Annotated in this window: 22 protein-coding genes and 1 riboswitch; of the genes, 10 read left to right on the forward strand and 12 right to left on the reverse strand. The window is 74.3% G+C overall.

Annotated elements, in window-relative coordinates:
- Window positions 1–118 precede the first annotated feature (118 nt).
- Complete coding sequence (purB, locus tag ACWGSR_RS25125; protein ID WP_453569160.1) at window positions 119–1,561, reverse strand: adenylosuccinate lyase; 1,443 nt, start codon at window positions 1,559–1,561, stop codon at window positions 119–121.
- Between the two features lie 74 nt (window positions 1,562–1,635).
- Window positions 1,636–2,433: an SGNH/GDSL hydrolase family protein gene (locus tag ACWGSR_RS25130; protein WP_453569162.1), complete on the reverse strand. Its 798-nt coding sequence runs from the start codon at window positions 2,431–2,433 to the stop codon at window positions 1,636–1,638.
- Between the two features lie 64 nt (window positions 2,434–2,497).
- On the opposite strand from ACWGSR_RS25130, the gene ACWGSR_RS25135 reads away from it, so the two are divergent.
- Window positions 2,498–3,517 (forward strand): maleylpyruvate isomerase N-terminal domain-containing protein, encoded by a 1,020-nt coding sequence (locus ACWGSR_RS25135; RefSeq protein WP_453569164.1) that lies wholly within the window; start codon window positions 2,498–2,500, stop codon window positions 3,515–3,517.
- 63 nt (window positions 3,518–3,580) lie between these two features.
- On the opposite strand, the gene ACWGSR_RS25140 is transcribed toward ACWGSR_RS25135, so the two are convergent.
- The 7 genes from ACWGSR_RS25140 to bioB all read right to left on the reverse strand — a co-directional run bounded on the left by ACWGSR_RS25140 (window position 3,581) and on the right by bioB (window position 10,811).
- On the reverse strand, window positions 3,581–4,600 hold the full coding sequence (locus ACWGSR_RS25140; RefSeq protein ID WP_376234327.1) for a hemolysin family protein: 1,020 nt from the start codon (window positions 4,598–4,600) through the stop codon (window positions 3,581–3,583).
- Window positions 4,597–5,937 (reverse strand): hemolysin family protein, encoded by a 1,341-nt coding sequence (locus ACWGSR_RS25145; protein ID WP_453569166.1) that lies wholly within the window; start codon window positions 5,935–5,937, stop codon window positions 4,597–4,599. Before ACWGSR_RS25145 ends, ACWGSR_RS25140 begins: the two co-directional genes overlap by 4 nt.
- Window positions 5,938–6,139: 202 nt before the next feature.
- Window positions 6,140–6,565 carry a GNAT family N-acetyltransferase gene (locus ACWGSR_RS25150; RefSeq protein WP_376234332.1) on the reverse strand — a complete coding sequence of 142 codons (426 nt, stop codon included), beginning with the start codon at window positions 6,563–6,565 and terminating at the stop codon, window positions 6,140–6,142.
- A 66-nt stretch (window positions 6,566–6,631) separates the two neighbouring features.
- Window positions 6,632–7,297 carry a class I SAM-dependent methyltransferase gene (locus ACWGSR_RS25155; RefSeq protein WP_376234335.1) on the reverse strand — a complete coding sequence of 222 codons (666 nt, stop codon included), beginning with the start codon at window positions 7,295–7,297 and terminating at the stop codon, window positions 6,632–6,634.
- Window positions 7,298–7,514: 217 nt separating this feature from the next.
- Window positions 7,515–8,255 carry a dethiobiotin synthase gene (gene bioD / locus ACWGSR_RS25160; protein ID WP_376234337.1) on the reverse strand — a complete coding sequence of 247 codons (741 nt, stop codon included), beginning with the start codon at window positions 8,253–8,255 and terminating at the stop codon, window positions 7,515–7,517.
- An 11-nt stretch (window positions 8,256–8,266) separates the two neighbouring features.
- Window positions 8,267–9,547 (reverse strand): adenosylmethionine--8-amino-7-oxononanoate transaminase, encoded by a 1,281-nt coding sequence (locus ACWGSR_RS25165; protein WP_376234339.1) that lies wholly within the window; start codon window positions 9,545–9,547, stop codon window positions 8,267–8,269.
- Complete coding sequence (gene bioB / locus ACWGSR_RS25170; protein WP_453569169.1) at window positions 9,540–10,811, reverse strand: biotin synthase BioB; 1,272 nt, start codon at window positions 10,809–10,811, stop codon at window positions 9,540–9,542. The genes ACWGSR_RS25165 and bioB overlap by 8 nt, the downstream gene beginning before the upstream one ends.
- A 175-nt stretch (window positions 10,812–10,986) precedes the next feature.
- On the opposite strand from bioB, the gene ACWGSR_RS25175 reads away from it, so the two are divergent.
- Both ACWGSR_RS25175 and ACWGSR_RS25180 read left to right on the forward strand, forming a co-directional pair.
- On the forward strand, window positions 10,987–12,165 hold the full coding sequence (locus ACWGSR_RS25175; RefSeq protein WP_453569171.1) for an 8-amino-7-oxononanoate synthase: 1,179 nt from the start codon (window positions 10,987–10,989) through the stop codon (window positions 12,163–12,165).
- Window positions 12,166–12,327: 162 nt separating this feature from the next.
- Window positions 12,328–12,765: an ATP-binding protein gene (locus ACWGSR_RS25180; protein WP_376234347.1), complete on the forward strand. Its 438-nt coding sequence runs from the start codon at window positions 12,328–12,330 to the stop codon at window positions 12,763–12,765.
- A 145-nt stretch (window positions 12,766–12,910) separates the two neighbouring features.
- Here the strand turns inward: ACWGSR_RS25180 and ACWGSR_RS25185 are convergent, their stop codons facing one another.
- From ACWGSR_RS25185 to ACWGSR_RS25195, 3 genes are all read right to left on the reverse strand, one after another.
- The gene (locus ACWGSR_RS25185) at window positions 12,911–13,387 is read right to left on the reverse strand and encodes a C40 family peptidase (protein WP_376234350.1); all 477 of its coding nucleotides are present in this window, start codon (window positions 13,385–13,387) and stop codon (window positions 12,911–12,913) included.
- A 3-nt stretch (window positions 13,388–13,390) separates the two neighbouring features.
- A riboswitch (cyclic di-AMP (ydaO/yuaA leader) is annotated at window positions 13,391–13,572 on the reverse strand.
- Window positions 13,573–13,922: 350 nt separating this feature from the next.
- Window positions 13,923–14,219, reverse strand: a complete 297-nt coding sequence (locus ACWGSR_RS25190; protein ID WP_376234352.1) for a hypothetical protein — start codon at window positions 14,217–14,219, stop codon at window positions 13,923–13,925.
- A 7-nt stretch (window positions 14,220–14,226) separates the two neighbouring features.
- A complete protein-coding gene (locus ACWGSR_RS25195) occupies window positions 14,227–14,850 on the reverse strand; it encodes an ATP-dependent Clp protease proteolytic subunit (protein WP_376234355.1) in 624 nt (207 codons plus the stop codon).
- A gap of 58 nt (window positions 14,851–14,908) precedes the next feature.
- Between ACWGSR_RS25195 and ACWGSR_RS25200 the strand changes: the two genes are divergently transcribed.
- The 7 genes from ACWGSR_RS25200 to ACWGSR_RS25230 all read left to right on the forward strand — a co-directional run bounded on the left by ACWGSR_RS25200 (window position 14,909) and on the right by ACWGSR_RS25230 (window position 19,947).
- Window positions 14,909–15,187, forward strand: a complete 279-nt coding sequence (locus ACWGSR_RS25200; RefSeq protein ID WP_376234357.1) for a type II toxin-antitoxin system Phd/YefM family antitoxin — start codon at window positions 14,909–14,911, stop codon at window positions 15,185–15,187.
- A 194-nt stretch (window positions 15,188–15,381) separates the two neighbouring features.
- Window positions 15,382–15,684, forward strand: a complete 303-nt coding sequence (locus ACWGSR_RS25205; protein WP_030214289.1) for an urease subunit gamma — start codon at window positions 15,382–15,384, stop codon at window positions 15,682–15,684.
- A gap of 13 nt (window positions 15,685–15,697) precedes the next feature.
- Complete coding sequence (locus tag ACWGSR_RS25210) at window positions 15,698–16,063, forward strand: urease subunit beta (protein WP_376234360.1); 366 nt, start codon at window positions 15,698–15,700, stop codon at window positions 16,061–16,063.
- Window positions 16,056–17,777, forward strand: coding sequence for an urease subunit alpha (locus ACWGSR_RS25215; RefSeq protein WP_376234363.1), 1,722 nt, complete (start codon window positions 16,056–16,058; stop codon window positions 17,775–17,777). Before ACWGSR_RS25210 ends, ACWGSR_RS25215 begins: the two co-directional genes overlap by 8 nt.
- Window positions 17,777–18,454 (forward strand): urease accessory protein UreF, encoded by a 678-nt coding sequence (locus ACWGSR_RS25220; RefSeq protein ID WP_453569176.1) that lies wholly within the window; start codon window positions 17,777–17,779, stop codon window positions 18,452–18,454. Before ACWGSR_RS25215 ends, ACWGSR_RS25220 begins: the two co-directional genes overlap by 1 nt.
- 75 nt (window positions 18,455–18,529) lie before the next feature.
- Window positions 18,530–19,207: an urease accessory protein UreG gene (gene ureG / locus ACWGSR_RS25225; protein ID WP_376234368.1), complete on the forward strand. Its 678-nt coding sequence runs from the start codon at window positions 18,530–18,532 to the stop codon at window positions 19,205–19,207.
- Complete coding sequence (locus tag ACWGSR_RS25230; protein ID WP_453569329.1) at window positions 19,204–19,947, forward strand: urease accessory protein UreD; 744 nt, start codon at window positions 19,204–19,206, stop codon at window positions 19,945–19,947. Before ureG ends, ACWGSR_RS25230 begins: the two co-directional genes overlap by 4 nt.
- The last annotated feature ends 172 nt before the right edge of the window (window positions 19,948–20,119 follow it).

Here is a 20,119-nt window from a genome sequence, read left to right on the forward strand (position 1 = left end):
TCCCCCCCCCGGGGGCTCCCCCCCCACCCCCCCCCGGCCCGCCCGCCCCCCCCCCCGGCCGCCCCGCGGGGCCCCCCCGCCGCCTCCAGCTCCTGCCGGGTGAACCGGGGAGAGGGCGTCAGAGGATCGCCCCGGGGGTGTAGGCGGCGGCCTCCGGGTGCTGCTTCACGATCTCGTCGACGCGGGAGACCACGGTGGCGACCTGGCCGGCGGCGGCGCCCGTGAAGGACAGCTTGTCCGCCATCAGCTCGTCGAGCTGCGCCCGGTCCAGCGGGATGCGCTCGTCGGCGGCCAGCTTGTCGAGCAGCTCGTTGCGCTCGGCGCCCTGCTCGCGCATGGCGAGCGCGGAGGCCACGGCGTTCTCCTTGATGGCCTCGTGGGCGACCTCGCGGCCGACCCCGGCGCGCACGGCGCCCATGAGGACCTTGGTGGTCGCCAGGAAGGGCAGGTAGCGGTCCAGCTCGCGGGCGACGACGGCCGGGAAGGCGCCGAACTCGTCGAGCACGGTCAGGAAGGTCTCCAGGAGGCCGTCCAGGGCGAAGAAGGCGTCCGGCAGCGCGACCCGGCGGACCACGGAGCAGGACACGTCGCCCTCGTTCCACTGGTCGCCGGCCAGCTCGCCGGTCATCGAGGCGTAGCCGCGCAGGATGACCATGAGGCCGTTGACGCGCTCGCAGGAGCGGGTGTTCATCTTGTGCGGCATCGCCGAGGAGCCGACCTGGCCGGGCTTGAAGCCCTCGGTGACCAGCTCGTGGCCCGCCATCAGACGGATCGTCTTGGCGGTCGAGGACGGCGCGGCGGCCAGCTGGACCAGGGTGGTGACCACGTCGTAGTCGAGCGAGCGCGGGTAGACCTGGCCGACCGAGGTGAAGGCGTGCGCGAAGCCGAGGTGGCCGGCGATCCGGCGCTCCAGGTCGGCCAGCTTGCCGGCGTCGCCGCCGAGCAGGTCGAGCATGTCCTGCGCGGTGCCGACCGGGCCCTTGATGCCGCGCAGCGGGTAGCGGCCGAGCAGCTCCTCCAGGCGCGCGTACGCCACGAGCAGCTCGTCCGCCGCCGTCGCGAACCGCTTGCCGAGGGTGGTCGCCTGGGCGGCGACGTTGTGCGAGCGGCCGGCCACGACCAGCTCGGCGTACTCGGCGGAGAGCCTGCCCAGGCGGGCGAGGACGGCGACCGTGCGGTCCCGCATCAGCTCCAGGGAGAGCCGGATCTGGAGCTGCTCGACGTTCTCGGTGAGGTCGCGCGAGGTCATGCCCTTGTGGACGTGCTCGTGACCGGCGAGGGCGTTGAACTCCTCGATGCGGGCCTTCACGTCGTGCCGGGTGACCTTCTCGCGCTCGGCGATGGAGCCGAGGTCGACCTGGTCGAGGACGCGCTCGTAGTCGGCGAGGGCCTCCTCCGGAACCTCGATCCCGAGGTCCTTCTGCGCACGCAGCACGGCGAGCCACAGCTGCCGCTCCAGCTTCACCTTCTGCTCGGGGGACCAGAGGACGGCGAGCTCCGCGGAGGCGTAGCGGCCGGCCAGAACGTTGGGGATGCGGGGCTTCGCAGTCACAGCAGTCACGTGGGCAGAGTTTACCTGGCGGTTTCTGCAGGTCGGCGCCGCCGTCCGATGTGGAGCTTGCTACGAGACGCGGGTCACGGCCGCTCGGCCCGGACGGGCACCGAGGGCGCGTACGGAAGCAGCTCCGGGCGCTTGGGCGCGCGGCCGTCGCCGGAGGAGCGGCCGGTCAGGCGCCGGCCGATCCAGGGGCCCAGGTGCTGCCTGGCGAAGCGGGCGTCCGCGAGCCGCCGGCTCGCCCAGCGCGGGCGCGCGGTCGGCGGCAGCGGGGTGCGCCAGTCCTCCTCGGGCTCCAGGCCGAGGGCCTGCCACACGGCCTCGGCGACCCGCCGGTGCCCCTCGGCCGTCAGGTGGAGCCGGTCCACGTCCCAGAGGCGGGGGTCGCCGAGCGACGGCGCCCCGTACAGGTCGACGACCAGGGCGCCGTGCCGGGCGGCGAGCGCGTCGATGTGGGCGAAGAGCTCCTCCATCCGGGGCCGGAAGCGCTCCATGACGGGCCCGTTCCGGCCGGGGCTGCGCATCAGGACGAGCTGTCCGCAGGCGGGTGTGAGGCGTTCCACTGCCTCGGTGAGGAGGTCCCTCACCCGGACCATGTCGACCTTGGGCCGGAGGGTGTCGTTGAGGCCGCCGACGAGGGTGACGACATCGGCCTCCATCGTTGCGGCCGGGCCGACTTGCTCCTCGACGATCTGTCCGATGAGCTTCCCGCGCACGGCGAGGTTCGCGTAGCGGAAGCCGGGGGAGCGGGTGGCGAGACGGCCCGCGAGGGCGTCGGCCCAGCCGCCGTAGGAACCGTCGGGCCTCAGGTCCGACATACCCTCGGTGAAGCTGTCGCCGAGGGCGACGAAACTGTTGTACGTGGCATTGATCTCCATGGCGGAGCGATCATACCGCGCGGTATGCGAGGCATGCCGTGGAGAACCCGGGAGGGGAAACCCGATGAGCGACGCGCTCCTGAGCGCCCTGGCCGAGGCCCTGGCCGGACTGGTGACGGCGGTCGAGAACTCCGACGAGGACGTCCTCGACCCCGACACGGCGGTGAAGTGGCTGGAGTCCACCGGACACACCCTCGCCGGGCTCACGGCAGCCGACCGGCGGACCCTCGACGGGCTGTTCCGCGCGGCCGCCCTGCGTGAGCCCGAGGGCCCCCGGCGGGACGGGCTGCTCAAGGTCTCCGAGGGCTTCGGCCTCACCGAGGACACCCACGCCGCCGCCTGCGACGCCGCCCTGGACCACACCCGGCGCCTCGCCGCCGTCGTCCGCGACGCCGACCCCGACACCCCCGTCCCCGGCCGCCCCGACCGGACCCTCGCGGACCTCGCCCGGCACGTCGGCGCCGTCCACCGCTGGGCCGAGCACCTCGTACGGACCCGCTCCGCCGTCCGCGTCCTCGCGGAGGACCTCCCCCTCGACCCGCCGGCCGACCCCGCCGCGTACGCCGACTGGCTCGTCGCCGGCGCCGAGCGGTTCGCCGCCACCGCCCGCGACGCCGACCCGGACGCCCCCGTCTGGTCCCCGGGCGCCGACCCGCACGTCCGCCACTACCCCCGCCACGTGCTCTTCGAGACCCTGGTCCACCTCGCCGACGCCGAACTCGCCGTCGACGGGAAGACCGGCCCCCTCGACCCCGGCACGGCCGCGGACGCCGTCGACCACTTCCTGACCGACGCCCCGTACATCGCCCGGATCGCCGAGCCGGTCTCCCGGCTCGGCCGGGACGGGACGGTCCTGCGCCTCACCGCCCGCGACGCCGGCGCCGTCTGGACCCTCGCCCTCGGCGGGGGCGGCTTCACCTGGACCCGGGGGAGCGGCGGCGCCGAGCCGACCGCCGCCGTCGAGGCGGACGCCGGGGAGCTGCTGCTCCTGCTGCACCACCGGTACGGGGCCGAGGAGCCGTGCTTCGCGCACACCGGCGACCGGGGCCTCCTGGACGACTGGCTGGCCGCCACCGCGCCCTGAACGAAGCCCGAAGGGCCCCGGGACGGATCCCGGGGCCCTTCTGTTTCCGCTTCCACGGACCGGTCACGACGCCGCGGGGCGCCCCACCAGCTCGCGCAGCACGTCCTCCATCGCCACGAGACCGGCCGGCCGGTCGTTCTCGTCGAGCACCGCCGCCAGGTGCGTCCGGCTGCGGCGCATCGCGGTCAGGACGTCGTCCAGCGGCGTGTCCGCCCGCACCCGGGCGATCGGCCGCAGCGACGTCACCGGGAACGGCAGGTCGCGCGGGACGATGTCCAGGGCGTCCTTGACGTGCAGATAGCCCAGGATGTGCCGCTCGGGGTCGACCACGGGGAAGCGGGAGAACCCGGTCCGCGCCGACAGCGCCTCCAGCTCCTCCGGGGTGGTGCCGACCGGGGTGGACACCACCTTCTCCGCCGGCATCACCACGTCCCGCACGGGACGCCGGCCCAGCTCCAGGGCGTCGTGCAGCCGCTCGGCGGCCCGGTCGTCCAGGAGTCCGGCATCACCGGCGTCGGTGACCAGGCGGGCCAGCTCGTCGTCCGAGAAGGTCGCGGAGACCTCGTCCTTGACCTCCACCCGCAACAGCTTGAGCAGGGTGTTCGCGAAGGCGTTGACCGTGAAGATCACCGGCCGCAGCGCCCGCGCGAGCGTCACCAGGGGCGGCCCGAGGAGCAGCGCGGAGCGCGTCGGCTCGGCGAGCGCGATGTTCTTCGGCACCATCTCGCCGAGCAGCATGTGCAGGTACGTCGCGAGCGACAGGGCGATCACGAACGAGATCGGGTGCACCAGACCGTGCGGGACGCCGACCGCGTCGAAGACCGGTTCGAGCAGGTGCGCGATGGCCGGCTCGGCGACGATGCCGAGGACCAGGGTGCAGAGCGTGATGCCGAGCTGGGCCGCCGCGAGCATCGCGGAGACGTGCTCCAGGCCCCAGACGACACTGCGCGCCCGCTTGTCCCCGGCCTCGGCCAGGGGCTCGATCTGGCTGCGGCGGACCGAGATCAGGGCGAACTCGGCGCCGACGAAGAAGGCGTTGACGACCAGGGTGAGCAGGCCGATCAGCAACTGGATCGCGATCATCGGCCGGCCTCCCCGGTCTCGTCCTCGACGGCGTGCACGGGCTCGTGCAGCAGCACGCGGGCCGCGCGCCGGCCCGAGGCGTCCACGACGTCGAGCCGCCAGCCGGCCAGCTCCACGCCGTCGCCGACGGCCGGGATGCGGCCCAGCTCGTGGGCGACGAAGCCCGCGAGCGTCTCGTACGGGCCGTCCGGCACCTTCAGGCCGATCGCGCCGAGCTGGTCGGTGCGGGCCGCGCCGTCGGCGGACCACAGCGCGCGCCCGTCCGCGTCCTCGCCGGCCCGTGCCAGGTCGGGGGTCTCGTGCGGGTCGTGCTCGTCGCGCACCTCGCCGACGACCTCCTCGACGATGTCCTCCAGGGTGACGACCCCGGCCGTACCGCCGTACTCGTCGATGACGACCGCCATCGTCTGCTTCCCGGACAGCCGGTCGAGGAGCTTGTCGACGGTCAGCGTCTCGGGGACGAGCAGCGGCTCGCGCAGCATCTCGCCGATCGGGCGGCGGTACCGCTCGGCGGCCGGTATGGCGAGGACGTCCTTGATGTGGGCGATGCCGACGACCGCGTCCAGGCTGTCCCGGTAGACCGGGAAGCGGGACAGGCCGGTCGCACGGGTCGCGTTCGCCACGTCCTCGGCGGTGGCCTGCACGTCCAGGGCGGTGACCTGCACGCGGGGCGTCATCACGTTCTCGGCGGTCAGCTCCGCCAGGTTGAGGGTGCGGACGAACAGCTCGGCCGTGTCCGCCTCCAGGGCCCCCTCCTTCGCGGAGTGCCGGGCGAGGGCCACCAGCTCCTGCGGGGAGCGCGCGGAGGCCAGCTCCTCGGTCGGCTCCATGCCGAGCCGGCGCAGGATCCGGTTCGCGGTGTTGTTGAGGTGGCTGATCAGCGGCTTGAAGGCGGCCGTGAACACGCGCTGCGGGGTGGCCACGACCTTCGCCACGGCGAGCGGCGAGGAGATGGCCCAGTTCTTGGGGACCAGCTCGCCGACCACCATCAGGACCACGGTCGACAGGGCGGTGCCCAGGACCAGGGCCACCGAGGAGGCCACCGCGGCGGAGAGGCCGAGGGCCTCGACCGGGCCCTTGATCAGCGCGGCGATCGACGGCTCGGCCAGCATGCCGACCACCAGGTTGGTGACGGTGATGCCGAGCTGGGCGCCGGAGAGCTGGAACGTCAGCGACCTGACGGCCTTCAGCGCGCCCGCCGCGCCGCGCTCGCCGCGCTTCGCCGCGGCCTCGAGCTCGCCGCGCTCGACCGTGGTCAGCGAGAACTCGGCCGCGACGAAGGCGCCGCACGCGAGGGAGAGCAGGAGCGCGAGGAGGAGCAGGAGCACTTCGGTCATCGGTTCACCTCCGTCCCATGATCACGCGGCGGGAGGAGGATCGCTCGGCGTCGGCGGCCGGAGCCGGAGCTTTCGAGTCTTTCGGAACCAGTGCTACTGGGAGGCTCGCCCATGGGCGGACGCTCACACCTTTCGGTCGTCGGAATGTGGGGGACCATGGTAAAGGACAGGCAAAGCGGGCTGCTGATCACCCTTGCCCTCCTCACTTCGCGAGCGGCTTCACCCAGCGGCGCCAGCGGTCCTCGCGCTCGTACCCGGCAGCCGCCCACACCATCCGTCCCGTTCCGTTCGCCTCCAGGACCATGGCGTCCGCGCGCCGTCCGCCGAGCGCGGCGAACCGCTCCTCGGCCGCCCGCAGGAGCGCGGTGGAGATCCCCCGGCGCCGGTACGCGGGCAGGACGGCCAGCCGGTAGAGGGAGGCGCGCCAGCCGTCCCAGCCGGCGATCACGGACCCCACGATCCGCCCGTCGGCCAGGGCGAGGAGCAGGGCCTCCGGATCGCGCTCGACGAGCCGGGCGACCCCGGGCACGTCGTCCGATATCGACGTCCCCTCGGCGGACTCCCGCCAGAAGGCCAGAACGGTTTCGGCCTCGTCGACGGTGGCGGCACGTATCTGCAGATCGATCATGGCCGGATCCCATCACGGGAACCTCCGGCCGTGCCAGGAGGTTCCGGGGAGCGGGACGGTGCCGCCTCACCGCCGCGCCGTGCCCAGGACGCAGGGGGAGGACGGCAGCCGGGGCCCGCTCCCCGGGACGTCGAAGGAGCGGTACGGGCCGAGGGCGAACCCGGCCCTCCCGATCTCCGCCAGCGGGTCGCGGGAGGTGTGGCAGCCGCCGAAGAGCAGCGGCCACACCGTGCGGTCGAGGCCCCGCTGCACCCGCGCGAGCCCCGGCGTGTCCGCCGCCCCGTGCTCGAAGAAGCGCAGCTCGCCGTCCGGGCGCAGGACCCGGCGCAGCTCCGCGAGGGCCGCCGGCACGTCCCGTACCGTGCACAGGACCAGGGAGACCACCGCCGCGTCGAAGGCGCCGTCCTCCGCCGGCAGCGCCTCGGCCGTCCCCGGCACCACGGTCACCGGAACGGCGGCCCGCCGCGCGGCCCGCTCGGCCAGCCGGCGCAGCCGGTCCTCCGGCTCGACGGCCACGACCTCCGTGACCCCGACCGGGTAGTGCCCGAAGTTCAGCCCGTTTCCCGCCCCGACCTCGACGACCCGTCCGGCGAGCCCGGCGAGCAGCTCGGCCCGCAGGGCCCCGAGCCCGCCCCGCGTCTCGGCGGAGACGCTGAACCGGGCGTAGAAGCGGGCGAAGAGGGGGTGGTGCACCCGGGGCGGACCGCCGGGCGCCGACCGCGGAGACGACATCGGGGACTCCTCGTGCCTGGACGCGCGTACGTCCAGCCTACGAAGCCGCGCGGTCCGGGGCCGGACGACGGGCCGGGGCGCTGGCCGCCCCGCGCCTCTTCATGCGGCCGGTGGTCGGAGTCCCGCCGGCCCGGGCTCCTTCGCACGGCCGACGGCCGACGGCCGGGGGCCCGGTCGCCCCGCACCCCTTCGCACCGCCCCCGCCCCGACCCGCCGGTCAGCCCCCGTAAGGCTCCGCGTGCGTCTCCGTGAACGCCTCCGCGTCCCACGTCCCGCCCAGGGCCGGGGCCAGCCAGCCGCCCGCCGCCGCCCGGAACTCCGCCGGGGACAGGGTCCCCGAGCCCTCCGGCACGGCTCCGAGCAGCGGCGCGCCCGCCGCCTCCGGCAGGTCGGCCAGGTTGCAGCGGGCCGCCAGGTCCGGCGCGGCCGGCCAGCTGCCGACCACCACGCCGAGCTGCTCGATCCCGCGCGCCCGCAGCGCCTCGGCCGTCAGGGACGTCGAGTTGAGCGTCCCGAGCCCGGCCGGGGCCACCACCAGGACCGGCGCGCCGAGCAGCGCCGCCGCGTCCGCGAGCGTGCCGCCCTCCCCGTCGAAGCGGACGAGCAGCCCGCCCGCCCCCTCCACGAGCACCAGGTCGTGCTCGGCGGCCAGCTTCCGGGCGGCCTCGGCGACCTCCCCGGGCCCGACGGGCGCGAGACCGGCCCGCCGGGCGGCCGTCCCCGGGGCCAGCGGCTCCGGGAAGCGGCCCAGCTCGGCCGAGGCGGCCGCGCCCGAGAGCCGTACGACCTCGTCCGCGTCACCCCGCTCGTCCGGTCCGACACCCGTCTGCGCGGGCTTCAGGACCGCGACCGACCGCCCGGCGGCGGTCGCCGCCGCGGCGACCGCCGCGGTCACGACCGTCTTGCCGATCTCGGTCCCGGTGCCGCTGACGACGACGATTCCCACTGCCCGCTCCATCCTTCTTCCGTTCAGCCCGCCGCCGCGGCGGCCCGTACCGCCGCGCAGATCCGGGCCACGTCCTCGTCGCCCGTCACGTACGGCGGCATCGTGTAGATCAGGTCCCGGAACGGGCGCAGCCACACGCCCTCCCGGACCGCCGCGCGCGTCGCCGCCGCCATGTCGACCCCGTGGTCGAGCTGGACGACCCCGATCGCGCCGAGCACCCGCACCTCCCGCACGCCCGGCAGGTCCGCGGCCGGGGCGAGCCCCTCGCGCAGCCCGGCCTCGATCCGCTTGACCTCGACCTGCCAGTCCTGCGAGAGCAGCAGGTCGATCGAGGCCAGAGCCACCGCCGAGGCCAGCGGGTTGCCCATGAAGGTCGGCCCGTGCGCCAGGACCGGCACCTCGCCCCGCGAGATCCCGTCGGCCACCCGGCCCGTGCAGAGCGTCGCGGCCATCGACAGGTAACCGCCCGTCAGCGCCTTGCCCACGCACATCACGTCGGGGGAGACCCCGGCCGCGTCGGCCGCGAACAGCGTGCCCGTGCGCCCGAACCCGGTCGCGATCTCGTCGAACACCAGCAGCACGCCGTGCTCGTCGCAGGCCTCCCGCAGCACCCGCAGATACGCCGGGTCGTGGAAGCGCATCCCGCCCGCGCCCTGCACCACCGGCTCCACGACCACCGCGGCCAGCTCGTGCGCGTGCCGCCCGATCGCGGTCCGCAGCAGCTCGGCGTACGACTCCTCGTACGCGGCCGGCGGGGCGTCCGTGAAGACCTGCGGCTGGAGGACCCCGGTCCACAGCTCGTGCATCCCGCCCTCGGGGTCGCACACCGACATCGGCTGCCAGGTGTCCCCGTGGTAGCCGCCGCGCCAGGTGAAGAGCCGCCGCTTCTCCGGGCGGCCGAGCGAACGCCAGTACTGCAGGCACATCTTGACCGCCACCTCGACGGAGACCGAGCCCGAGTCGCTGAGGAAGACGTGCCGCAGCGGCTCGGGGGTGATCTCCACGAGCCGGCTCGCGAGGCGGACGGCCGGCTCGTGGGTGAGCCCGCCGAACATGACGTGGCTCATCCGGTCGAGCTGGCCGCGCACCGCCTCGTTGAGGACGGGGTGGTTGTAGCCGTGCACCGCCGACCACCACGAGGACATGCCGTCGATCAACTCGTCCCGCCCCTCGGCGGGTTCGGCGAGCCGGAGGCGCACCCCGGACGCGGACGCGACGACCAGCGGGTCCGTGCGGCCCGGCATGGGGCCGTACGGGTGCCAGACGTGCGCCCGGTCCAGGGCGAGGAGCTCGTCGTTACGCATTCGGCGCGAGGTCCGTCCCGGCTCCCCGGCGGCGCACCGCCACCAGATCGGTCCGGGCGCCGCCCGGCCCGGCCTCGGCGGCCGGCGCCTCGGCGGGCTCCGGGACCGGGGCGTGTCCGCCGCACGGACCGCAGCCGCCGCCGGAGTGCGAGCCGCAGCCCGCGCCGCCCTCCGCCGCCGGAGTGCCCGAGCCGCACCCGCCACCGGCCTCCGCGCCCGCGCCCGAACCGCAGCCGCCGCCGGCCGCCGCGAGCGCGTCCGCGCGGTGGGCGGGCAGCGTGGGCGTGCCCGCGCCCTCCACCTCGAAGCCCGCGTCCGCGATCATGTCCAGGTCGGCCTGACCGGCCTGGCCCTCGCTGGTCAGGTAGTCGCCCAGGAAGATCGAGTTCGCGATGTGCAGCGCGAGCGGCTGCATCGAGCGCAGGTGCACCTCGCGGCCGCCGGCGATCCGCACCTCGACGTCGGGGCAGACGAACCGCACCATCGCCAGGATCCGCAGGCAGCGCTGCGGAGTCAGGTTCCACTCCTTGGCGAGCGGGGTGCCCTCGAAGGGGATGAGGAAGTTGACCGGCACCGAGTCCGAGCCCAGCTCCCGCAGCGCGTACACGACGTCGACCAGGTCCTCGTCGGCCTCGCCCATGCCCGCGATCAGGCCCGAGCAGGCCGAGAGCCCGGCGGCGTGCGCCTTCTGCACGGTGTCCACCCGGTCGGCGTACGTGTGGGTCTTGGTGATCCCGCCGTACGTCGCCTCGGAGGTGTTCAGGTTGTGGTTGTACGCGTCGGCGCCGGCCTCCCGCAGCCGCTCCGCCTGGCCGTCCGAGAGCAGACCGAGGCAGGCGCACACCTCGACGCCCTCGTTCTCCTCCTTGATGGCCTCGATGGTCCTGCCGACGCGCTCGACGTCCCGGTCCGTCGGACCGCGTCCGCTCGCCACCAGGCAGACCCGCTTGGCGCCGCCCGCGACGCCCGCCGCGGCCGCCTTCGAGGCCTCGTCCGGCTTCAGCCAGGTGTACTTGAGGATCTCCGCCTTGGAGCCGAGCCGCTGCGAACAGTACGAGCAGTCCTCGGGGCACAGGCCGGACTTCAGGTTGACCAGGTAGTTGAGCTTCACCCGCCGCCCGAACCACTGACGGCGCACCTTGCCGGCCGCGGCCACCACATCGAGCAGTTCGTCGTCGGAGGTCGCCAGGACGGCGAGCGCTTCTTCACGGGTCGGCGGCTCGCGCCGCAGCCCCTTCTCCACCAGCGTGTTCAGCAGGTCCATAACCGCTGATCCTGGCCTACCGCCCGCCTCCGGGCCAAGGAGGATCCGAACAAACGGCGCCGTTCGGGGTGTGTGGATGACCACACCACGATCCCGGTCTCCTCCGGTTAGGGTCTGTGCGCTGCCTACAAAAGGCACCGGCCGGACGGCCGGAGGCGCCGACGGAGGATCCCGCATGCCACAGGCCGACGACACACGGGCCGCGGGCCCGCGCCGCACCGCGTTCGACTGGACCGGGGCCGAGGCGCGCCGCCGGGCCGACGCCGGCCTCGTCCGTACGCTGCGGCCCCGGGCGGCCGAGTCGGACCTCCTCGACCTGGCGGGCAACGACTACCTCGGCCTCACCCGCAGGCCCGAGGTCACCGGGGCGGCGGCCGAGGCGGCCCGGCGCTGGGGCGCCGGCTCCACCGGCTCCCGGCTCGTCACCGGCACCACCCTGCTCCACACCGATCTGGAGCGCGAACTCGCCGCCTTCTGCGGCTTCGAGGCGGCCCTCGTCTTCTCCTCCGGCTACACCGCCAACCTCGCCGTGCTCACCGCGCTCGGCGGCCGGGACTCCCTGATCGTCTCGGACGCCGCCAACCACGCCTCCCTGGTGGACGGCTGCCGCCTGGCGCGCGCCGAGACCGCCGTCGTCCCGCACGCCGACCCCGAGGCCGTACGGAAGACCCTGGAGGCGCACCCCGGGCGCCGGGCCCTCGTCGTCAGCGACTCCGTCTTCTCCGTCGACGGCGACCGGGCCCCGCTCGCGGAGTTCGCCGCCGCCTGCCGCGCGCACGGCGCCGGTCTCGTCGTGGACGACGCCCACGGCTTCGGCGTCCTCGGCGACGGGGGCCGGGGCGCGCCGCACGGCGCCGGGCTCGCGGGCGACGAGGACGTGGTCGCCACCCTGACCCTCTCCAAGTCCCTGGGCAGCCAGGGCGGCGCGGTCCTCGGCCCGGCCCGGGTGATCGAGCACCTGGTGAACGCCGCCCGCACCTTCATCTTCGACACCGGCCTCGCCCCGGCCGCCGTCGGCGGCGCCCTCGCGAGCCTGCGGCTGATCGCCGCCGAACCGGGGCTCGCCGAGCGGGTCCGCACCGTCGCCACCACCCTGTACGAGCGGCTGACCGCGGCCGGTCTGACCGCGGCCCGGCCCGACGCGGCCGTGGTCTCGGTCCGCGCCCCCTCCCCGGAGGCGGCGCTGCGCTGGGCGGCGGACTGCCGGGAACAGGGCCTGGCGGTCGGCTGCTTCCGGCCCCCGTCCGTCCCCGACGGCGTCTCGCGCCTGCGCCTGACGGCCCGCGCCGACCTGACGGACGCGCAGATCGGCCGCGCGGTGGAGACGGTCCTGCGGACCGCGCCCGCCGCCTGAGGGCCGGGGCGGGGGCGTTCACCGTTCGTACGGTTCACCGCTTCGGGCGACAGAGGCGGTTCCGCCCTGGTGGAACCCGGTACGGCGCGGCACCATCGGTGGGGCTCTGACGCGCAGTGCTATCCGGGGCAGCGGCCCCGGCGGGAAAGGGACAGAGTCTCCATGGCAGACCATCAGGAAGCAACCGTCACCCTGCCGAGCGAGCCCGCCTCGGTCCCCACCGCCCGGCGGTACGTCGCGGAGGTCCTCACCGGCTGGGGCCTCGACGAACTCTCCGACCAGGCGGACGCGGTCCGTCTGATCGTCTCGGAACTGGCCACCAACGCCGTCCTGCACACCTTCGGCCAGTCGCCCACCTTCACGGTCGACGTCCGCCTGGAGCGCGGGGAACAGCTCCACGTCGGCGTCACGGACAGCCATCCGCGCCTGCCCCGCCGCCTCCCCGCGGCGGTCCAGCAGGACAACGGGCGCGGCATGGTCATCATCCGTTCCCTGGCGGCGGAGTCCGGCGGCCGCCTCTCGGTGACCCCGACCCCGGACGGCGGCAAGACGGTCGGCATCACCCTGCCGTGGAAGGCGGCCGCGCCGGTGGTCTGTTAGAGACGGTCCGGCGGGTCGTGGCCGGGGCTGTGGGGCGGGGCCGATGCGGCGGGTCGTGGCCGGTCCGGCGGAGACGGTTCGGGTGCGGCGGCGCCACCGCACTCCCCGGCCTCTCCTCCGGCGCCCGCTCAGCGCCCGGGCGGGGTCACCGGACGCGTCCGTAGGAGACCTTCGAGGTCCAGATCTTGTCGAGCTTCACCCAGGAGCCCGTCTTGGGCGAGTGCCAGATCTTGCCGCTCCCGGCGTAGATGCCCACGTGGTAGACCTTCCCGCCGGAGTGGAAGAAGACCAGGTCGCCCTGCTGTCTGCTGCCGGCGGAGACGCGGCTCGTCTTGTTGTACTGCTGCTGCGCGGTGCGGGGCAGCGACTTGCCCGCCTGCTTGTACGCGTAGAGCGTCAGGCCCGAGCAGTCGAACCGTGAGGGTCCCGTGGCCCCGTAGCGGTAGGGCGCCCCCTTCTTGGCGGCGGCGACGCTCAGCGCCTTGTTCGCGTGTGCGGTCGCCGCCTGTGCCTCCGGTGCCGCGCCCGGCGCGAACAGCGTGCCGCCGACGGCGGCGAGGGTGAGAGCCGAGACGGCTCCGGCCCGGGACAGCAGGGACGGGACGTACATCTGCGCAGTCATGCGCAACCCTTCGTCAGCCGCCTGTGAAGGATGACCTGTCGGGTTCGGGCAGGCGAAGATGCCCGGCCGCGGTTGCGGCTTCACCCCAAGGGCCGGCCCCGCTGCGGAAACAGCGCGTACGGCCCGTACTGCTCGGGTCCTCCACTCCTGCCGATCCAATCCTGTCGACCAGGCGTCCGGGACGGCGGCAGGACTCGGCGTCCGCCCAGACCGCCCCGCCTCGGATGGCGGGGGCTTGTCGTCGGCAGGGATCTTGCCCCACAGCCTGGTCGAAATCCGAGTGGAAACGGCGTTATGTGAGAGTCCTCACGACTGATCCATTCGGGTGGACAGGATGCTTTCGTGATTGTTGGAGGTTTGGCCGGCGGGCCCCGCACCAGCAAAGGAACGCCCGATTCCGCCAGATGTGTACCCCCCGTGCGCAACTCGCCCGAGCCATATGTCGACTCGTCGACTCAACCGAACGGACGAGTCGTTCCGGTGGGGGGTGTCGGCCGTCCGGCCCTCGACACGACATGCCGGAATGTCAACTCCGTCATGTCCGGGGGAGCGTGACCCGGCCGGCCCGCCGCTCCCCGTCCAACACCCGCAGGGCGCGCGCCAGGGTGTCCGCGTGGACCTCGCTCTCGCCCCGCGCGTGCATGAGCGCCAGCGCCTCGCGCAGCTCCTCCGCGCGTCCCACCAGGGCCTGAGCCGCCCTCAAGGCCCCATAGGTATGCGTACTTCTGGATGGATTGATCTTTCCCAGGAGGTCGACGACCGCGAGGTACGCGTCGATCAGCTCGCCCTCGGCCCGGGTCAGGGCCGGCAGCGGCGGCGGCTCGGGAACCACGGTCCGCTCACCGCGCCGTGCCGCCGGCCGCGGCGCGCCGGCTCGTGATCACGTGGTCCACGAGCCCGTACTCGACCGCGGCCGGGGCGTCCAGGACCGTGAGGCGGTCGAGGTCGGCCTCGACCCGCTCGCTGCTCCGTCCGGTGTGCCCGGCGAGCAGCCCGGCCATCAGGGCGCGCTGGCGGAGCAGTTCGCGGGCCTGGACGTCGAGGTCGCTCGGCTGCCCGCGCAGGGGCTCCTCCACGGCGGGCTGCCGGAGCGTGACGCGGGCGCCGGGGAGCATCGTCCGCTTGCCCGGGGTGCCGGCGGCGAGCAGGACGGCGGCGGTGGAGGCGGCCTGGCCCAGACAGGTGGTCGCCACGTCGCAGGCGAGCGTCCGGATCGTGTCGTGGATGGCGGTCATGGAGGTGACGGAGCCGCCGGGGGAGTTGATGTAGAGCGCGATGTCCTGCTCGGGCGCCGCGTACTCCAGGTACAGGAGCTGGGTGATCACGTCGTTGGACGAGATCTCGTCGACCCGGGTGCCGAGGAGGACGATCCGGGACTCCAGCAGCTTCGTGTACGGATCGAGGGTCCGGGTGCCGGAGCCGGTCCGCTCCGTGAACTCGGGCAGGACGTGTCGCGCATCCATGGCGGGCGCCTCCATCTGTAAAAAATGTACAGGACGTACAGGCCGTAAGATGAGGAGCATGACCTACGAGATCCCGGTGACGCAAGCGCGAGCCGAGCTCGCGGACCTCATCAACCGCGTCGTGTACGGCGGTGAACGCGTCGTCGTCACCCGCCACGGGAAGCCCCTCGTCGCCCTGGTGTCCGCCGCTGACCTGGACGTACTCGAAGGGGCGGCGCAGCAGGAGGAGGAGCGGGTGATCCGCTCGGTCTCCGGCTTCCACTCCCTCGACTCCGCTCCCGGCGAACAGGGGCGCTTCGGCCTCGCCGCCCGCCACCGCGAGCCCGGCGCCCCCTAGGAGGCCCGCGCGGGTGTCATCGGTCGGATGATCATGAGAACGCAAAGCCGGAGTTAACGAGCCGGAAAAACTTCCGCCCTAACGTGCAATGTCTCGCCGCGGGCCGCATCCAGGCAGTTCAACAGAGTGTTGACGGTCGGTAGGGTCCGCAGCTGTCCGGGTGCCGTCCCGGTCGACGACTGTGAGGTGGAAGAGTGCAACTGAGCCCGCACGAGCAGGAACGCCTGCTCATCCATGTGGCGGCGGACGTGGCCGAGAAGCGCAGGGCCCGGGGCGTACGGCTCAACCACCCCGAGGCCGTCGCCCTCCTGACCTCCCACATCCTGGAGGGCGCCCGCGACGGCCGGACCGTCGCCGAGCTGATGGCCTCCGGCCGCAAGGTGCTCACCCGCGACGACGTCATGGAGGGCATCCCCGAGATGATCCACGACGTCCAGGTCGAGGCCACCTTCCCGGACGGCACCAAGCTCGTCACCGTCCACGACCCCATCGTCTGAACGGGCGCCGCCGATGATCCCCGGAGAGATCCTGTACGCGGACGGCCCCGTCGCCCTCAACGAGGGGCGCCCCGTCACCCGCCTCACCGTGCTCAACGCCGCCGACCGGCCCGTCCAGGTCGGCTCCCACTACCACTTCGCCGAGGTCAACCCCGGCCTGGAGTTCGACCGCGCCGCCGCGCGCGGACGGCGGCTGCACATCGCCGCCGGGACCGCCGTCCGCTTCGAGCCCGGCATCCCCGTCGAGGTCGAGCTCGTCCCGATCGCCGGCCGCCGGATCGTGCCCGGACTGCGCGGCGAGACCGCCGGCCCGCTCGACGCCGGCCGCGCGGCCGCACCCGGCGCGGACACCGGCACGGACGGAGGCCCCCGTGCCTGAGCTGCACCGCTCCGTCTACGCCGACCTGTTCGGCCCCACCACCGGCGACCGGATCCGCCTCGCCGACACCGACCTCCTCGTGGAGATCGAGGAGGACCGCTGCGGCGGCCCCGGCCGGGCCGGCGAGGAGGCCGTCTTCGGCGGCGGCAAGGTCGTCCGCGAGTCCATGGGACAGGCCCGCACCACCCGCGCCGAGGGCGCCCCCGACACCGTGATCACCGGCGCCGTGGTCATCGACCACTGGGGGATCGTCAAGGCCGACATCGGCATCCGCGACGGGCGGATCACCGCCCTCGGCAAGGCCGGCAACCCCGACACCATGGACGGCGTCCACCCCGACCTCGTGATCGGCCCCGAGACCGAGATCGTCGTCGGCAACGGGCGGATCGTCACCGCCGGAGCCGTCGACGCCCACGTCCACTTCATCTCGCCGACCGTCGTCGAGCAGGCCCTCGCCACCGGCGTCACCACCCTCGTCGGCGGCGGCACCGGACCCGCCGAGGGCACCAAGGCGACCACGATCACCCCCGGACCCTGGCACCTGGCCCGGATGTTCGAGGCCCTGGACACCTTCCCGGTCAACATCGGCCTCCTCGGCAAGGGCAACACCATGTCCCGCGAGGCCATGCACTCCCAACTGCGCGGCGGAGCCCTCGGATTCAAGATCCACGAGGACTGGGGCGCCACCCCGGCCGTCATCGACACCTGCCTGGACGTCTGCGAGGAGACCGGCGCCCAGCTCGCCATCCACACCGACACCCTGAACGAGGCGGGCTTCGTCGGCGACACCCTCGCCGCCATCGCAGGCCGCACCGTCCACGCGTACCACACCGAGGGCGCCGGCGGCGGGCACGCCCCCGACATCATCACGGTCGTCTCCGAGCCGTACGTCCTGCCCAGCTCCACCAACCCGACCCGGCCGCACACCGTCAACACCATCGAGGAACACCTCGACATGCTGATGGTCTGTCACCACCTCAACCCGGCCGTCCCCGAGGACCTCGCCTTCGCGGAGTCCCGCATCCGGCCCTCCACCATCGCCGCCGAGGACGTCCTGCACGACCTCGGCGCCATCTCGATCATCTCCTCCGACTCCCAGGCCATGGGCCGGATCGGCGAGGTGGTCATGCGGACCTGGCAGACCGCCCACGTCATGAAGAAGCGGCGCGGCGCCCTGCCCGGCGACGGCCGCGCCGACAACCACCGGGCGCGCCGCTACGTCGCCAAGTACACGATCAACCCGGCCGCCGCTCAGGGCATGGACCACCTCATCGGCTCCGTCGAGCCCGGGAAGCTCGCGGACCTGGTGCTCTGGGAGCCCGCCTTCTTCGGCGTGAAGCCGCTCGTCGTCCTCAAGGGCGGCCAGATCGCGTACGCGCAGATGGGCGACGCCAACGCCTCCATCCCCACGCCCCAGCCGGTCCTGCCGCGCCCGATGTTCGGCGCGCTCGGCAAGGCCGCGGCGGCCGGCTCGTTCAACTTCGTCGCGGAGGCGGCGATCGAGGACGACCTGCCGCGACGTCTGGGCGTGAACAAGGAGTTCACCGCCATCGGCAACACCCGAAGGGTCACCAAGGCCGACATGCGCGAGAACGACGCGCTGCCCCGGGTCGAGGTCGACGCGGACACCTTCACGGTGACCATCGACGGCGAGGCGGTCGAACCGGCCCCCGCCGCCGAACTGCCCATGGCCCAGCGCTACTTCCTCTTCTGATGGGGGTGCGACCGGGGGCGCGATCGGCCCTCCTCGTGCTCGCCGACGGGCGCTTCCCCGCCGGCGGGCACGCCCACTCCGGCGGCGCCGAGGCCGCCGTCAAGGCCGGCCGGATCAAGGACGCCGACGACCTGGAGGCCTTCTGCCGGGGGCGCCTGCACACCACGGGCCTCACCTCCGCGGGACTCGCCGCCGGAGCCGCGCACGGACTCGACCCGCACGCGCTCGACGCGGCGGCCGACGCCCGCACCCCCTCGCCCGCCCTGCGCGCCGCCGCCCGCAGGCTCGGCCGCCAGATGATGCGGGCCGCCCGCGCCGCTTGGCCGGACCCCGAACTCGACGCCCTCGCGGCGGCCTTCCCGCGCGGCGCCCACCAGCCCGTCGTCCTCGGCGCCGCCGCCCGCGCCGCCGGACTCGGCCCCGGGGACGCGGCGCACTGCGTCGCGTACGAGACGGTCGGCGGCCCCGCGACCGCGGTGGTGCGCCTCCTCGGCCTCGACCCCTACCGGGCCACCGCCGTCCTCGCCCGCCTCGCACCCGAGATGGACGACGTGGCCGAGCGGGCGGCGGCGGCCGCCCGGGAGGGCGTGGACGCCCTGCCGGCCGCCTCCGCGCCCCTGCTCGACCTCACCGCCGAACAGCACGCGTCCTGGCCGGTCCGCCTCTTCGCGTCCTGACGCCCCGACACCCCCCACGACCCGACCCCGACAGCACGTCCCCCTCCCGTGACACGACCACCCCGGAGCCGCCCCATGCACCTCGGCCACGCCCACACCCACCACGGCGCCGTCTCCGCCGACGCCCACCGCCCCGACGGCACCCGCCGCGCCCTGCGCGTCGGACTCGGCGGGCCGGTCGGCTCCGGCAAGACCGCCACCGTCGCCGCCCTCTGCCGCGCCCTGCGCGACACCCTCTCCCTCGCCGTCGTCACCAACGACATCTACACCCGCGAGGACGCCGAGTTCCTGCTCCGCGAGGCCGTCCTGCCGCCCGAGCGCATCCGGGCCGTGGAGACCGGCGCCTGTCCGCACACCGCCATCCGCGACGACATCTCCGCCAACCTCGAAGCCGTCGAGGAGCTGGAGGACGCCGTCGGACCGCTCGACCTCATCCTCGTCGAGTCCGGCGGCGACAACCTCACCGCCACCTTCTCCCGGGGCCTCGTCGACGCCCAGGTCTTCGTCATCGACGTCGCCGGCGGCGACGACATCCCGCGCAAGGGCGGCCCCGGCGTCACCACCGCCGACCTCCTCGTCGTCAACAAGACCGACCTCGCCCCGTACGTCGGCTCCGACCTGGAGCGGATGGCCCGCGACGCCGAGGAGCAGCGCGGCGAACTGCCCGTCCTCTTCACCTCCCTGCGCTCGGCGGAGGGCGTCGGCCCCGTCGCCGACTGGGTCCGGTCCCGGCTCGCGGCATGGACCGCGTGAGCCTGCGCGCCACCGCCCGGATCGCCGCCGACGCCGACGGCGGGCTGCCGCTCCTGGTGAGCGACGGCCCCCTCGCCCTGCGCCGCACCCGGGCACCGGAGCCGTACACCCGGGTCACCGTCGTCGGGGCGATGAGCGCCCCGCTCGGCGGCGACCGACTCGCGATCGAGACCGGGGTACGGGCCGGGGCCCGGCTCCTGGTCGACTCGGCCGCCGCCACCCTCGCCCTGCCGGGCCGGAGCGCCGACCCCGCCGCGTACGACGTCCGGATCGACGTCGCCGACGACGGCGTGCTCCGCTGGCTGCCCGAGCAGGTGGTCTCCGTCCACGGCTCGCACCTGCGGATGCGCACCACGGTCGAACTCGCCCCCACCGCGCGGCTCGTCCTGCGCGAGGAGCAGGTCCTCGGGCGGCACGGCGAACCGCCCGGCACCCTCGCCACCCGGCTCACCGTCCGCCGCGCCGGGCGCCCCCTGCTCGACCAGGAGCTGTCCTTCGGCCCCGGCGCCCCCGGCGGCTGGGACGGCGGCGCGGTCCTCGGCGGCCACCGGGCCACCGGGCAACTCCTCGTCGTCGACCCGGCGTTCGCGGAGAAACCGGTGGAGACCCGGCTGCTCGGGGAACACGCGGTGATCGCCCCGCTCGCGGGCCCCGCCGCCCTCGTCACCGCCGTGGCCCCGGACGCCCTGATCCTGCGCCGCCTCCTCGACACCGCCCTGGACGCCCTCGCCCCGTTCTGAGCCCCACCGGCCGGAACCGGGAGGCTCCCCGGCCGGAACCGGAGGGGGTTCACCGCTCAGCGGTACACCGCTCACCGGTTATGGGTTCGGCAAAGAAACAGGTGTTCGCCCTTTCCCCGTGGGCCCCACGGACGAAAGGATCCCCTGGACCACCGAAACCCGGCGCCACCAC

This window comes from Streptomyces sp. NPDC055632, from assembly GCF_053618675.1.